This window comes from Synechococcus sp. WH 8016 (genome assembly GCF_000230675.1).
GTDB lineage: Bacteria > Cyanobacteriota > Cyanobacteriia > PCC-6307 > Cyanobiaceae > Synechococcus_C.
Genome location: NZ_AGIK01000004.1, coordinates 217,046 through 231,328 on the forward strand (window position 1 = coordinate 217,046; position 14,283 = coordinate 231,328).

15 protein-coding genes are annotated in these 14,283 nt (G+C 57.5%); 8 read left to right on the top strand and 7 right to left on the bottom strand.

Annotation, left to right across the window (positions count from 1 at the left end; translation table 11 throughout):
* Positions 1-7 precede the first annotated feature (7 nt).
* Positions 8-1,147, bottom strand: coding sequence for an efflux RND transporter periplasmic adaptor subunit (locus tag SYN8016DRAFT_RS11100; protein ID WP_006854509.1), 1,140 nt, complete (start codon positions 1,145-1,147; stop codon positions 8-10).
* A 104-nt stretch (positions 1,148-1,251) separates the two neighbouring features.
* On the opposite strand from SYN8016DRAFT_RS11100, the gene SYN8016DRAFT_RS11105 reads away from it, so the two are divergent.
* Entirely contained in the window at positions 1,252-3,456 is a 2,205-nt protein-coding gene (locus tag SYN8016DRAFT_RS11105; RefSeq protein ID WP_006854510.1) for an AAA family ATPase, read from the top strand.
* 57 nt (positions 3,457-3,513) lie between these two features.
* Here SYN8016DRAFT_RS11105 and SYN8016DRAFT_RS11110 read toward each other — a convergent pair whose 3' ends face one another.
* The 3 genes from SYN8016DRAFT_RS11110 to SYN8016DRAFT_RS11120 all read right to left on the bottom strand — a co-directional run bounded on the left by SYN8016DRAFT_RS11110 (position 3,514) and on the right by SYN8016DRAFT_RS11120 (position 5,508).
* On the bottom strand, positions 3,514-4,167 hold the full coding sequence (locus SYN8016DRAFT_RS11110; protein WP_006854511.1) for an alpha/beta hydrolase: 654 nt from the start codon (positions 4,165-4,167) through the stop codon (positions 3,514-3,516).
* A 158-nt stretch (positions 4,168-4,325) separates the two neighbouring features.
* On the bottom strand, positions 4,326-4,820 hold the full coding sequence (locus SYN8016DRAFT_RS11115; RefSeq protein WP_050802741.1) for a hypothetical protein: 495 nt from the start codon (positions 4,818-4,820) through the stop codon (positions 4,326-4,328).
* 31 nt (positions 4,821-4,851) lie between these two features.
* Positions 4,852-5,508, bottom strand: coding sequence for a 4'-phosphopantetheinyl transferase superfamily protein (locus SYN8016DRAFT_RS11120; protein WP_038014550.1), 657 nt, complete (start codon positions 5,506-5,508; stop codon positions 4,852-4,854).
* On the opposite strand from SYN8016DRAFT_RS11120, the gene bcp reads away from it, so the two are divergent.
* The gene (gene bcp / locus SYN8016DRAFT_RS11125) at positions 5,507-5,974 is read left to right on the top strand and encodes a thioredoxin-dependent thiol peroxidase (protein WP_006854514.1); all 468 of its coding nucleotides are present in this window, start codon (positions 5,507-5,509) and stop codon (positions 5,972-5,974) included. The genes SYN8016DRAFT_RS11120 and bcp overlap by 2 nt on opposite strands.
* Here bcp and SYN8016DRAFT_RS11130 read toward each other — a convergent pair.
* Together SYN8016DRAFT_RS11130 and SYN8016DRAFT_RS11135 are read right to left on the bottom strand one after the other, a co-directional pair.
* Positions 5,967-6,665 carry a type III pantothenate kinase gene (locus tag SYN8016DRAFT_RS11130; RefSeq protein ID WP_006854515.1) on the bottom strand — a complete coding sequence of 233 codons (699 nt, stop codon included), beginning with the start codon at positions 6,663-6,665 and terminating at the stop codon, positions 5,967-5,969. The two genes, bcp and SYN8016DRAFT_RS11130, sit on opposite strands and share 8 nt — an antisense overlap.
* Positions 6,655-7,464 (bottom strand): phosphoadenylyl-sulfate reductase, encoded by an 810-nt coding sequence (locus SYN8016DRAFT_RS11135; protein WP_006854516.1) that lies wholly within the window; start codon positions 7,462-7,464, stop codon positions 6,655-6,657. The genes SYN8016DRAFT_RS11130 and SYN8016DRAFT_RS11135 overlap by 11 nt, the downstream gene beginning before the upstream one ends.
* 48 nt (positions 7,465-7,512) lie before the next feature.
* Here SYN8016DRAFT_RS11135 and SYN8016DRAFT_RS11140 point away from each other — a divergent pair, with 48 nt between their 5' ends.
* The 6 genes from SYN8016DRAFT_RS11140 to SYN8016DRAFT_RS11160 are packed head-to-tail and all read left to right on the top strand — an operon-like array spanning position 7,513 to position 13,819.
* A complete protein-coding gene (locus SYN8016DRAFT_RS11140) occupies positions 7,513-8,661 on the top strand; it encodes an NAD(P)/FAD-dependent oxidoreductase (protein ID WP_006854517.1) in 1,149 nt (382 codons plus the stop codon).
* Positions 8,658-10,358 carry a GTPase HflX gene (gene hflX, locus SYN8016DRAFT_RS11145; RefSeq protein WP_006854518.1) on the top strand — a complete coding sequence of 567 codons (1,701 nt, stop codon included), beginning with the start codon at positions 8,658-8,660 and terminating at the stop codon, positions 10,356-10,358. Before SYN8016DRAFT_RS11140 ends, hflX begins: the two co-directional genes overlap by 4 nt.
* Before the next feature lie 24 nt (positions 10,359-10,382).
* Positions 10,383-10,523: a hypothetical protein gene (locus tag SYN8016DRAFT_RS15405; RefSeq protein WP_006854519.1), complete on the top strand. Its 141-nt coding sequence runs from the start codon at positions 10,383-10,385 to the stop codon at positions 10,521-10,523.
* A 5-nt stretch (positions 10,524-10,528) separates the two neighbouring features.
* Positions 10,529-11,932, top strand: a complete 1,404-nt coding sequence (locus tag SYN8016DRAFT_RS11150; RefSeq protein ID WP_006854520.1) for a TrkH family potassium uptake protein — start codon at positions 10,529-10,531, stop codon at positions 11,930-11,932.
* Between the two features lie 24 nt (positions 11,933-11,956).
* Positions 11,957-12,661, top strand: a complete 705-nt coding sequence (locus SYN8016DRAFT_RS11155) for a TrkA family potassium uptake protein (RefSeq protein WP_038014555.1) — start codon at positions 11,957-11,959, stop codon at positions 12,659-12,661.
* Between the two features lie 3 nt (positions 12,662-12,664).
* The gene (locus tag SYN8016DRAFT_RS11160) at positions 12,665-13,819 is read left to right on the top strand and encodes an anhydro-N-acetylmuramic acid kinase (RefSeq protein ID WP_006854522.1); all 1,155 of its coding nucleotides are present in this window, start codon (positions 12,665-12,667) and stop codon (positions 13,817-13,819) included.
* A 66-nt stretch (positions 13,820-13,885) separates the two neighbouring features.
* On the opposite strand, the gene SYN8016DRAFT_RS11165 is transcribed toward SYN8016DRAFT_RS11160, so the two are convergent.
* Positions 13,886-14,194: a hypothetical protein gene (locus SYN8016DRAFT_RS11165; protein WP_006854523.1), complete on the bottom strand. Its 309-nt coding sequence runs from the start codon at positions 14,192-14,194 to the stop codon at positions 13,886-13,888.
* Positions 14,195-14,283: the final 89 nt, after the last annotated feature.

Sequence of the window (14,283 nt, forward strand, 5' to 3'; positions counted from 1 at the left end):
ATCAACCTCAGTTCTTAGCTGCAGCAGGTTGGGATCCTGCGCGTTGTGATTTCACCTGGATCGGCATTCCATGCTTGAGGTTAAGGAGATTGGTCGTAATCACCTTTTCATTGAGTTTTAAACCTTTCGTGACCGGATAACGGTTGTTCTGAACCTCTCCAATATTGACTGGTGTTTGAAGTGCAAACAGGGCATTCTTTGGCAATTTACCCTTTTCGATGCCTTTACCAATTCGCTCGATGTCAGCTTTGCCTGGGTTGGCCTTTAAGTCAGCGAAGTTACCAACACGGAAAACAAAACTTTGTCCTGACGTTTGTGTTACCGCCGCAAACGGAACTGAAATCTGTTGACCAGATTTCAGTTGAACCCTGGTACGCAGTCGCTGCCCACTCCGTAACCGGCCATCAACGTTATTAAACAAGGCCTTCACCAAGAGACCCTGCGTTTGAGGATTGACTTGAGGATCAATCGACTCAATCTGACTCGTCGCTAGAGGCTTAACCGTGCCAGGGGCACTCAAAATGACGGGTTGACCGATGGCGAGGCGATCGCCGTAGGCGGCAGGGACTTCGACCTTCGCTTCAAGAATGTTGTTTTGAACCACACTGGTGAACGGTTGGTTTTGATTGACCACATCGCCAACCTTCACCTGCACATTGGCCACGGTCCCTGCCGTTGGCGAACGCAAATTTTTATAGCTGAGCTCTGCTTCTAAAGATTTAACTTTTTCAACCGCCGCGACGTATTTCAAGCGATAGGAATCGCGCTGACGAAGCGACGCAGCCCCCGCTTTTGCGAGAAATTCTTCGCGTTCCCAATCAACTTTGGCTGTTTCCGCTTTCGCCCGTTGTTCTGCCAACGCTGCCCGTGCCTGAACCTGGTCCAACACGACGAGCAACTGACCCGCTTCAATACGATCGCCCTGAGACACTTTGAGCTCAGTGACACGACCGGACGTTTGCGCGGCTAGCTCAACCAACTCATTGGCCTCGAGCGTGCTCACCGTATCGATATCGTAGGTGAAAGGAGCTTCAAGAACCGATGCTTGCTGTACCGGTAGGGCGGGCGTCTTTTCATCAGAGCCTCCACAAGCACTAACGGAAATGGCTGTTAGGAGCACAGGCAGCAGTGGACGAAAACGCAGCACAAATCCTGTGACGAACGAAGGGATTATGTACGAATATGCGCCGGGTTTTGGTTCGATTCAGGCAAGAATCCATACACGAAGACCATTGAGGGGAGATTGGTCGGTTGGTTGAAGATCTGTTCAGCCACCGCGGCAATGAGCTAAGGCGGCGTCAGGCGCCCTTAGCTGACCGTTTGAGGCCCACATCCCTGGAGGAATTTGCCGGCCAAAACGCGATCCTCGCCGAAGGCCGTTTGCTGCGCCGGGCGATCGCCGCAGACCGAGTGGGAAACCTGATCCTGCATGGACCGCCTGGCGTCGGGAAGACCACCCTGGCCAGGATTATTGCGACCCACACCCGGGCGCAGTTCAGCAGCCTGAATGCTGTTCTCGCCGGCGTTAAGGATTTACGTGAGCAAGTGGATGCCGCCAAGGGGCGCTTGGAGAAGCATGGTTTGCGAACCATCCTGTTCATCGATGAAGTGCATCGCTTCAACAGTGCTCAACAGGATGCGCTCCTCCCTTGGGTTGAGAACGGCACTCTCACCCTGATCGGGGCCACCACGGAAAACCCTTATTTCGAAGTCAACAAAGCCCTCGTGAGTCGGTCGCGTCTGTTTCGACTTCAAAGCCTGGAAGCCAACGATCTACGTCAATTGCTCCATCGGGCCCTTCACGACAAAGAGCGGGGCTATGGCCATCGTTCGATCACGATCACTCCCGAAGCCGAATCCCACATGGTGGATGTGGCCAACGGTGACGCGCGCAGCCTTCTCAATGCCCTCGAGCTGGCGGTGGAAAGCACAACGTCGAGCGACCCAGACGCCACGATCGAGATTGATTTGACCATCGCCGAGGAGTCGATTCAAGAGCGAGCTGTGCTCTACGACAAACAGGGAGATGCCCACTTCGACACGATTAGCGCCTTCATCAAATCGCTGAGGGGCTCCGATGCGGACGCGGCCCTGTTTTGGCTGGCTCGAATGTTGGAGGCAGGGGAAAACCCAAGGTTCATCTTTCGACGGATGTTGATTGCAGCGGGAGAGGACATCGGTCTGGCCGACCCCCAAGCGGTGGTCGTTGTCGAAGCCTGCGCAGCCGCCTTCGAACGCATCGGCCTGCCAGAAGGGCTTTACCCGCTTGCCCAGGCAGCCCTTTATCTGGCCTGCGCCGAAAAAAGCAACAGCACGATGGGACTGTTCGAAGCCATCCGGCTTGTGCGCAAAACTCAGAACCAGAGCGTGCCAAGCCACCTCCGCGATGCCCATCGCGATGGTGAAGCCTTCGGCGATGGAAAGGGTTATCGCTATCCCCACGCCTACAGAGAGCATTGGGTCGCCCAGAATTACCTTCCCGATGCGCTGCAGGGAGAAGTGTTCTGGACTCCGAGCAAGCAGGGGTGGGAGGGAGAGCGGCGAGGAAGGATGCTCGAACGTCGGGCTGCACAACTTGCCGTCGCAGCAGAAGCGGCCCAAACCCACCCGCTGCTTCTTAGTAGTGGTCCTGACCTGCCTGACATGGAGCGCTGGCTGCATCGACAGCTCGCCCAAAACGATGAACGCTTGCAAGATCTGCAGCAGCGACTGTGGGCCGCCGTGACCTTTCAACGCACCGACCGGGTGCTGGTGCTCGGGGGACGATCCCTGCTCTGGGCCCTCGGTCCACTCAATGCGGTGCAAGAGGGGAGCGTCACCATCCTGTGCAGCAGCGCTGAAGAGCGGACCCGACTTGAAGCACAGGTCGATCTGCTGGATCCGCTCCATCGCCCCCAACTCCTCACGGGAGGGACCAAGGCGCTGGAGGAGCTTCCTCCAGAGTGGCAATTCGAAGTCGTGGGTGGGCGATTTAGCAGTGAAGATCGCGATTGGATCGAATCTCCAGAGTTTTGGCAGCAACTCAAATTGAAGCTCTCACCAACGGCTCAGCTGCACGTCCTTCTCAGCCAAACAGCGATCGGTCCAGCGGCAGCGCTCTCAGATCAATGCCCTGGATCCAGCGAAGCGCTATCGGAACTGATCGAAAAGGAGCAACAGTGGCTGGTCCACCAGCAGCTTGACCAGCTCGTACAAATGCAGCTCGAACAGCTCTCTCAATCCGTCATCACGGAGCAATGGCAGGAATCCCTATCCCTCCCCATTGATGAACGTCTTCTGAAACGCTGGCTAGGAGAGGACCGTCCCTATCGATCTCTGCTCAATCGCTGCAGCCAGCCCGAGACCGTGCTCAGCACCCTTCAGCAGCTCCTGCAAACAAAACGGGGCGGGACACTGCCACAACCCCTGATCCATCAGCGGGTGGCCTGCACGATGTCGTCGTCCTCATCCTCGTAACAACCCAAAAAAAAAGCCCCGGCATTGCCGAGGCTTGTGTTGGCCGAAGCCGTTCGATCACCAGAGGCCGCGAACGGGAGCAGGGGCAGCAGCGCGAGGAGCGGGAGCAGCAGGAAGGATCTGCTTGGCTTGCACACAAGCGGGCAGGAAGACGTACCAAGACATCAGAGAAGTGGCCTGGGCGCCATCAAGACCGTCCTTACAGACGTTCTGGGAACCGTCAGAAGCACCGTTGTCAGCCAGAGCGAAATCAACGGGGAGACCATTCAGGATGCCGGCAGAAGAGATCTGGCCGTCAGCAGCATCGAGGATGATGGCGGAGCGGAGAGCAACAACGGCTGTCTCCTGCTTCCTCCAGTAGGGGTAGTAGCTCTTGGTCTGATCCTGCAGGAAGGCAACGCCGTCGCTGGAGTAGAGGAAACGGGAAACGCCCACGAGGTCAACCTCGTAAGAACGGGTCATGCCCTCTTGGATTTCTTCTGCGGTCCAACCGGAATTGTTGATTCCACCTTGGAGGCCGCGATCGGTGATTTCACCGTCAGCGAAGAAGGTTTTGAAAGCTGAAGACTTGGTGGACCAAACAGCACCACCGGTTTTCCAGCGCACAGGGCGCTCAGCGGCTTCGGCGGCAACAGCCAGAGTTGTGAGAGAAGCGGCGGCGAGAACGCCAGCTGCAAGACGGGTGAACACGGACGATGGAGTTATAGACATCACTTAAAACTTAGTCGCAGGAAAATGGATTGCCAACAAAAATGCTGGGTCCAGTACAAGAAACTGTCCTCAGTGCGCACTATTAGAACCAATGCACTATAGGTATTAAATCGAGACTCACGACTCTCGGGCTATTAATGCTTTAAATAGAGCAAAAATCAACTTTCTGGGATCTCAAACGCCCTCCATCCTTCGGGGCAGGCAGCAGATTTCTGCTCAGAAGAAACAGGCGTTAAACCTCGACATTGCAGTCGAACGAGCTTGGATCCATTGAAATGGACGATCGCAACGTAGCTTTCACGTCCACGTTTGGGGGTCAGCCATAGGCGCGTGCTGCGGCCTTTTGTCTCAACACGAACATCCAAGGCCTCATCGCTGCTCAACCCGAGATCAACGAGTGATGACGCAAATTGTCCCCAGTAAAAGCTGGCGAGCTGGCCGCGAACGAATGCTGTCAGCAAGGTTTCGGCTTGGCGACGTTGATTCAAGGTTGCTTCTTGATCATCCAGCTGCTGCACAACACGCGCATCCGATGGCAGGCCAGGGGCCCCGGGAGAAAACACCCGCTTTTGGCTTGTCGCGATCAAGCCCAAACCAGCCAAAAGAAGGGCTGCCACCACGGTGGGAATCGATCGCATCCAAGCTTGCGTCACGCCAAAGAGGATCCCGATCCCGATTGAGATTTCAACCTAGGCAGACCCTTGCGCCAATCAAGTTCTGTTCGCAAGCTGACACGATCGCCAGGCCCCAGGGCCCCAGTTGGCGACAGTGCGCCGCGATCTGAAGACCACGGCCCCGATGGCTTGCACTCAACTCATCGGCCGCAACCACCCAGTGCGACAGATCCTGAGCCAAAGATCCCCGTTGCCACTTAATCGCAGCTTCCTTGATCAACCAATACTTCAAAACAGCCTGGTGAAAGGCTTGGTGGGGAAGGCCTCTCAGACGACGCTGCTCGCTCGCTGCGTAGTAACGGCTCATCAGTGCTTCCGAAGCGAACGGACGATCCAATCGCTCTAAATCAACCCCAACGGGGGCGGAAGACCAGGCCATCAACGCCGATCCCTTGCTGTGGCTGAGGCTGACAAATCCCCAACCGGAATGAAGCGATGGCGGCGCACCTGGAGGCGCATGCAAGGGGATCTCCTGCGGGGCAACTCCCCATAAATCACTCAGGCAAGAACGCATCCAGGCACGGGAACCAAGAAAACGCTGCTGACGCGTCTTGCCCAAGTCGCAGGCCCAGGCTTGTTCCTGATCCGACACGCAAAGGCCCCTTGAGGAAGCCGGTCCAAGCCACAGCACGGTTACGCTTCCGCTCCGGTTGAAGCCTTCCTCCATGACTCTGCAGATCGGCGATCTCGCGCCTGATTTCACACTTCCTGACCAAAATGGAGAACCTGTGCACCTGGCCTCCTTGCGGGGGCAGCGCGTGGTGATCTATTTCTATCCCAAAGACGCCACCCCTGGTTGCACGAAAGAAGCCTGTAACTTCCGAGATCGCTGGTCGTCCTTCAAGGACCATGGAATTCACGTCTTAGGAATCAGCAAGGACAACGCGGCCTCCCATACGCGCTTCATCGCCAAGCAGGAGTTGCCCTTCACGCTGTTGAGTGATGCGGAACCGTGCCCAGTGGCCAGCAGTTTTGAAAGTTATGGACTGAAAAAGTTCATGGGTCGCGAATCCATGGGAATGATGCGACACACCTTCGTCATCGATGCCGAAGGACGGTTGGAATTGATTTACAGAAAAGTGAAATCTGATTCCATGGCCGATCAAGTCCTCAGTGATCTCGGCATCAGCTGACCAGCTCGACCATCGCCTCCATCACCAAGTTCGGTGCATGAAACACCTCTATCCCCAACTGCTCCTGAAGGTTCGGGAGTAATTGGGGAGCATCTCCTCCACAAAGCCAAATCGGCCAAGGGCTTTGGGCATGAGCTTGACGGATAAGACCCACCAAACTTTGTTGCGCGCCAGAGCGCATCGCCGCTTGGGTCTCGAAAGGGAAAGGCTTCGCGTCTTCGGGATCGAGGCCCACGGGAGAGGTCACGTTTAAACCTGCTGTGGCCTCAGCCATCGCACGCAATTGCAAGCCATAACCAGCCGCTAACAACCCACCAGAAAACGATCCCGTCGCCGAGATTCTGGTGAGGCTGAGAACCGTGCCTGCATCCACCACAAGAACGCCGACATGCGTTTCATTGGCACGCCAAGCGCCCCATCCAGCGAGCGCTCGATCGATTCCTAACCAAGGCGGAATGCCCTGAAGAGGGATGTCAGCCAAGTTCAAGCGTCGGCTGGACTGCAAACAAGGATGCTGTGGGATCGGCCCCACAGCTGCCCAGGCCATGAGATCGCTAGGAGAATCCAACGCCTCTGGGGCCGCAACCTCATGCTGATAGACCCAGCGAGACGTGCCGCTCTGCTCTGCCCAGTGCCAGCGGCTGTTTCCAATCAGCAGGCAGCGGGATGGGAAATCCTCACTAAATGCCATCACCCATCACACCTGGCAGGTGGATGCCGCATTCCTGCTTCAAACCAGCAAAGCGCGTGTCTCGCCCCGTCGCCTCCAGCCCATCAGGGCCACTGGAATGCCAATCTCCAACGGTGGAATACCCCTTTTCAAACAAGGGATGCTGAGGAAGATCGTTCTCCTGCATGTAATAGAAGACATCTCGTGAGGTCCACTCCAAAAGGGGTCTCAGGGACAAGCGACCGCGAATCGGATCGAGCGCCGTCATTCCCCGGCGAGTGTCCGTCTGTGCACGGCGCACACCACTGGCCCAACAAGACACCTGAAGACGATGCATCGCCTCTTCGAGGGGCTCAACCTTACGGATCTTGAGGTACAACTCCATGTCCTCAACAACGCCTGATTCCCAAAGGCGGCCATGAAGCGCCTCCATCCGAGCTGCAGACGATGGGGACTGCGCGATGTGGAGATTCAGATCGAAGCGTTGGCGAAGATCCTCGGCGTAGCGGTAGGTCTCCGCAGGGAGATAGCCGGTATCCACCCAAATCACTGGAATGTCTCCGCCTCGATCCATCCCGCTCAACAAATGGAGCAACACAGAGGATTGGATGCCGAAGCTCGTGGTTAGGGCAAAACCCGAGCCAAATTGCTCATGCGCCCACAGCAATCTTGCGCGCGCATCCAACGGCTCAAGCTGCAGACGCGCTTGTTGAAGTTCCCCCGCATCAGCCTTAGGGCCAGCGGCAACGACAGGCTGGTTCTCGGAGGTGGAGACATCCCTCATCTCTCCATCTTCCAACGCCGAGGGGCATGGTGTCATGTCTATGGTTTCAAAAACCCGACTGAAGTTCTGACTTCTGACACCACCATGCACAACGATCCAATCATTGTTGTGGGAGGTGGTTTTGCAGGTCTGACAACAGCTTTAGCGCTCAGTAACCAACGGCCTCGGCCTCCGTTATTGCTGATTGAACCGCGCCATCAATTTCTCTTTTTACCCCTTCTCTACGAACTCCTCAGCGGCGAAATGAAGAGCTGGGAGGTGGCTCCCAGCTACGAAAGCCTTCTCCAGGGGCGGCGCATACCCCACCTGGATGATCGGGTGACATCGATCAATACGGCCCAGAAATCTCTACAAACGAGCCGCGGCCAAGTCCTCAAATACAGCCAGCTCGTGCTCGCCACTGGCTCTGAGCCAGACGACTTTGGAATTACAGGCGTCAAGGAGCATGCCCTGACCTTCCATTCTCTTGCGGATCTCCCTCTTCTTAAAGAACGCGTTCACAGCCTCCGCAACCGAGCCTCAAAAGACGGGGCACTGGTCATCGTTGGAGCGGGAGCAACAGGCGTTGAATTGGCTTGCAAACTCAGCGACATGCTGGATGGATCAGCCAACATTCACCTCGTTGAATTGGGGGACAGCGTTCTCTCACGATCTCGAGCCTTCAATCGCGAACAAGCACGAAAGGCCCTGGATCAACGGGGCGTCCATCGTCACCTCAACACGCGGGTGACCTCCGTATCGGCCAATGCCGTCCAGCTACTGAAAAATGACCGTCCCCAATCTCTCAACCACGACGGTTTGATCTGGACGGCAGGGACCAAACCGGTGCTGCCCCCCCTGACCCCCACCCCTCCCCGTGAGCGAGGACTGCTCTGTGTTGATGAAGGGCTGCAGTTAACGACGGACCCGAATGTGCTGGTCCTCGGGGATGTCGCTTGTCATAACGATGCAGAGACCCCTTGGCCCCGCTCTGCGCAAGCAGCACTTCAGCAAGGGACGGCGGCAGCCAGGACGCTTCAGGCGATTCGAATGGACAAGCCTGTCCCCGGTTTTCACTTTCAGGATCTTGGCGAGATGCTCAGTCTTGGCATCGGGGATGCTTCGATTACGGGCATGGGACTCACCCTCGCCGGTCCTCTTGCCTACCGGATGCGGCGACTCACATACCTTGCCCGAATGCCTGGACTCTCCTTGGGCTTGAGGTCAGCAGGCGCCTGGCTGGTTCATTCTTGAAGCAGGCTCACCTAGCAGGCCGAACCAATGGCCTACGCCCATCACTGCATCGACAGCTTGAGCGTCTCAGTCAGAGGAGGCACCCCGGCCAGAGCGGCGCCGATCCGCTCACATTGGAGCGACTGTCTGAGCTGGTGCTGGAGTTAAAACAGCCCTTGCACTTGATCGTCGATGAGCGGGGACTCTGCCGACTGCTCTGGGTTGGGCCCCTCAGCGAATCGGATCAACTGCGCAGCCATCTACCTGGAGGGCCACGACGGATCAAGCGACGCTGGAGGTTGATCAGCAGCCTGCAAGGCAAGGCGGGGACGGACCTGAAGCCCGATGGCAGAGATGCCGTCGTCGCCCTTGACCTCAAACCCGACACCTGGCTTCGCTTTCAGGCATCGCCCTCCACAGGGGGAGGGCATCTTGCTTCGCTTTGGCAACCAGATCCAGGAGATCGTTCCGGCTGGCATCAAGCGGCCCTTGGCACGCTCAAGGAGCTATGCGACCGTCCAGCCCCAGCCACTGCAAAGGGCCTTGATTCCCCTGGACCAACAACGGCTCCCGCGGACGTGCAAGAGCGGGTCTTGCTGCTCATCCTCACCGGTGCTGACGCCCAGCGGAGCGAAAGGGATCTGGCTGAATTGGAGGGGCTCGTTCGTAGTGCAGGTGCCCTGCCTGTTGCTGTCTGCCGGCAGCGGCAGGGACAACCCAACCCTCAAACCCTCTGGGGCACGGGGAAACTACAAGAGGCGGCGCTCGAAGCGAGACGCCATCAAGCCACACTCGTGATCACAGATCGGGAACTCTCTCCCGTTCAAGCCAGGAATCTGGAGTTACTCATCGACTGCCCAGTCATGGATCGCAGTGAGTTGATCCTCGACATTTTTGCCCAGCGAGCGGCGAGCGCGGCTGGCCGTCTTCAAGTGGAGCTCGCTCAATTGCGCTACCGACTCCCGAGGTTGAAGGGCCGCGGCCTCAGCCTCTCGCGGCAAGGGGGAGGCATTGGCACGCGCGGACCCGGTGAAACCCAATTGGAAAAGGATCGGCGAGCCATCAGCCGTCGCATCGAACATCTCGGGCGTTCCCTGCTCCAGCTAGGCGCCCATCGCGCCCGGTTGCGCGACCGCAGGGACGGCGTCCCTCGCGTCGCCCTTGTTGGTTACACGAATGCTGGCAAATCATCTCTTTTAAATGCGCTGTGCTGCCGCAATCCAGGGCTTGAGGTTTTAGCGGAGAACAAGTTATTCGCCACCCTTGACCCCACCACGCGAAGACTCAGCCTTCCCCAAACATCAGCGGCCCCGAAGGAGGTGCTGATCACCGACACCGTGGGGTTCATTCGTGAACTTCCCAAACCACTGCTGGAAGCTTTCCGAGCCACGTTGGAAGAAACACGCGAGGCCGATCTTTTACTGCTGGTTGTGGATCTCGCAGACCCCGACTGGCAATCACAACTGGAGGCCGTCCATCAACTGTTGGATGGCCTCAGCTGTGACCAACTGCGCAAAGTGGTGGCCAATCAAATCGACCGTTGCGAGGCTTCAGCGATCGAGGCAATTCGCACTCTCGAGCCGGATGTGATCTACCTATCAGCCAAGGAGGGTACGGGATTGAAAGGTCTGCGAAACTGGCTGGAAAAGCAGTTCTGGGACGACGCAACTACCCCTGAACCCTTCACCCAACAGACGGCATTACCCGACCATGGCTGATCTAAACCATGGCTGATCTCAATCATGGCTGAGCTCATCGATCGTCATCAGCAGGCCAACCCCCTCCTCCCCCTGGCCCCTCTGCGCTTGGCCGCACGACGCCCTGGCCAAATGCTGATGCTTAAGAGTCCTGCCTGGATGGTCCTGTCACCGGGAGGCAGGTGAGCGCCATGCCGATTCCTTACGCCATTCACCGCACTCAGGCCTGGTACCGCCGCCTCACGATCCCCCAATTCACAGTTGTGACAGGGCTGCTTGTGATCGCAGCCGGCACCTTGCTTCTCGACACCCCACTCTGTTCAAGTCCGAGAGTGGGCTTGTGGGAAGCCTTCTTCACGGCCTCATCAGCCGTCACCGTGACGGGGCTTTCGGTCATCGACATCCGCGAAGATCTGACCCGCCCTGGCCAGATCGTGCTGGCGATGATGATCATGGTCGGGGGCCTGGGATTGATGGCGGTCACCACGTTCCTGCAAGGCTTTGTGGTTCGCGGTACCGCTCTTCGGCGGCGCCTCGATCGTGGTCAAACCCTCGATGAGTTTGGGGTAGGGGGCGTAGGCAGCACCTTTCGAGGAATTGCGCTCACAGCTGTGGTGCTGATCTTGGTTGGAGCATTCCTGCTCTATGTCTTTGGCTTCACAGACATTGCTCCTGGAGGCGAACGGCTTTGGGCAGCTCTCTTTCACAGCATTTCGGCCTACAACAACGCCGGTTTTGGCCTCTGGAGCGACAGTCTTGAGACCTACCGCACCAACAGCACGGTGAACGCCGTAATCATGGTGTTGGTGGTTCTGGGCGGTCTCGGATGGCGTGTCACCAATGACCTATGGAGCAATCGCCAACGGCTTAGACGGCGTCATCTCAGCCTGCACACGCGCCTCGTGCTGCGCACCTCTGGTCTTCTCATCCTGATCGGGACCTTGGGATTAATGCTGACGGAATCACTCTCGAGGGGCCATGCACTCACAGGGATGGGGTTTGGCGAACGCTTAATGAGCGCCCTTTTTGAATCGGTGAGTTCAAGAACCGCTGGATTCACGACGGTGCCCCTCTCTTTGAACAGCATTTCCGATTCAGGCCTGTTGTTGGTGATGACCCTGATGTTCATCGGTGCGAGTCCAGGCGGAACAGGTGGTGGGATCAAAACCACAACGGTGGCAGCCCTCATGGCCGCTACCCGCTCCACCCTGCGCGGTCACAACGATGTGGTGATTCGCCATCGACAGATCTCCGACAAAGTCGTGTTGCGCGCTTTGAGCATCACCGTTGCCTCCCTGCTGTTTGTGCTGGGGATGGCTCTGTTGTTGGCATTAAGCAGCAATCTCAGTGGAGAAGAACCGTTCACCTTCCTTGAGCTGGTTTTCACCTGCATCTCCGCCTTTGCCACCGTTGGTTTGGATCTAGGCGTCACGCGCCAACTGGCGCCTTTTGGTCAGTTTGTGCTTGTGATGGGCATGTTTGTGGGACGGCTGGGCATTCTTTTGCTTTTAAGCGCCATCTGGGAAAGTTTTAACCGAGGGCATCTGCAGCGCGAGAATCGCGTTGGTTATCCCCGCGAGGATCTCTATGTCTGATCACCGATCCCAGGGAGCAGTGCAGTGAGGGAGTGGTGGCATTGGTCCCAGGCCAACCAGGCAGAGCCTTCAAGCTTCGGAATTGTGGGGTTGGGGCGTTTTGGGAGTGCTGTCTGCAAGGAACTGATGCAAAACGGTGCTGAAGTTCTTGCTGTCGACCGCTCCTCAAAGGCCATCGAGGAACTCCGCCAACTCGAGCCATCGATCGAAGCTCGCATTGTGGACTGCACCGATGAAGAAGCGCTTCGTGAGGCGGGGATCCTCGATATGGAAACCGTGGTCGTGGCCATCAGCGAACCCATCGAAGCCAGCATCACGGCCACCTTGATTGCCAAAGACAGTGAAGGGAGCAAGGTTCGTCGCGTGATTGCAAGAGCCACCAGCGACTTGCACGAAAAAATGCTGAAGCGCGTGGGAGCCGATCGGGTGGTGTTCCCCTCCCGAATGCAGGGAGAACGCCTGGGCGTGGAATTGGTACGACCCAACCTGATGGAGCGACTCGAGCTCGATAAGCATCATTCGATTGAAGAGATCAAGGTGCCAGGCCGATTTGTGGGGCGCTCGCTTCGAGACCTCAACCTGCGCAAGAATTTTCGGGTGAACGTTCTTGCGGCGGGTCCCGCAAAAGAGCTCATGGTCAACCCACCGGCATCCCATGTCCTTCAAGACGGGCATGTCCTCGTGGTGATGGGTTTAACCGACGATCTCCAAGAGCTTCCAAAAACCTGAAGCATGCGTGTTCTCGGTCTGATGAGCGGCACAAGCGCCGATGGCGTGGATGCTGTCTTGGTCGAGCTCTCGGGGGCCGCCGACCATCCCCAATGGACCCTGCTGCGGTCAGCATCGCTGGACTACCCAACCTCCCTGCGGCAACGGATCTTGGCCGTAGGGCAAGGCGAAGCCACCACCGCGTCCTCTCTCCTCGATCTTTCCGAAGCCATCACCAAGATTCAGGCCGCAGCAGCTCGTCAGTGCGATCCAGAAGGGCAGGCAGAGCTGGTGGGTTGTCATGGCCAAACCCTTTGGCATCGTCCGCCTGAAAGCAGCGAAACGGGCGGACGTCTGCACGGAACGAGCTGGCAAATGTTGCAAGGCCCCCTGCTGGCACAGCTGCTGAATCGCCCTGTGATCTTCGACTTTCGGGCTGCTGATCTGGCCCTCGGAGGCCAGGGGGCACCCCTGGTTCCCAAAGCGGATGCAGCCCTTTTGGGACGAACCAATGGCTGGAGAGCCTTGCTCAATCTGGGTGGCATCGCCAATCTCACCCTCATTCCACCTGGCACAGGCCCTGATCGGCTCCAACCCGTTAGGGGCTGGGATTGCGGGCCTGCCAACAGCTTGATCGACCTGGCGATGGAGCAATTCAGCCAAGGGAAACAAAGCTGCGACCAGGGCGGCCGCCTTGCGGCGGAGGGTCACTGCAATGAAGCGTTGATTCTCCGCTGGCTCGCTGAGCCTTACTTCCAGCTCAGCCCTCCTAAGTCCACCGGACGTGAATTGTTTGGGCGCGCTGATCTAACAAGACGCCTTCAGGACATGCAGGGACAAGCCATTGCCAATCAAATCGCAACGCTCACAGCCTTCTCAGCCGCTGTCGTAGCGCAGGACTTACACAAGCTCTCCGACCAGAACCATCCCCTCCCCATAGAGCTTTTGGTCGCTGGTGGTGGCAGCAAAAACCGCACCTTGATGCGAGAACTCAACAGACGTTGCCGGGGACTGAGACTGCGTCGTAGTGACGAGCTAAAACTTCCCAGCCAAAGCCGAGAAGCCATGGTGTTTGCTCTTTTGGCGTGGTGGCATCACTTGGGATTTCCAGGAAATGCGCCAGCGATTACGGGTGCACAACATGAGGCCGTCCTCGGAGTAAGGGTCAATCCAGCTTGAGCGCGTAGCCCCAAACGGCCTGGGCGTTTGGATGAAGTCATTCAGGCTTAAAAATTCGAGCCTGAGTTAATTCGGACGGTGAAGCCTGACCCGACGCGGTGCGCCCCGTAGCCGACCGGTTTGCTTCGACTCAAGAGCGTTGCGCAATTGCTCTGTTGACGACTGATGCGCGTCCGCACGAGGCGCTACCTGCCTGTCGCCTCCCTGCTCGTAACGCTGAACCCCTTGCTGGATTAACACCTTGGCCATGTTGCTGACCGTGCGCGATTCATCCTCAGCCAAGGCCGTCAAGCGGAGGCAAAGTTCTTCGGGGAGCACCACCTGAATGCGCGGTGACTTTGGCTTCCCACTGGATGAATTTTGGCGAGTGGCCACGACCCAGAAAGAGGCAGAGCTACTTAAAAGTGTACAGAGATGCGCAAGGGTAGTATCCAGCACTATGCTGCTGTCATTGATCAGATCCC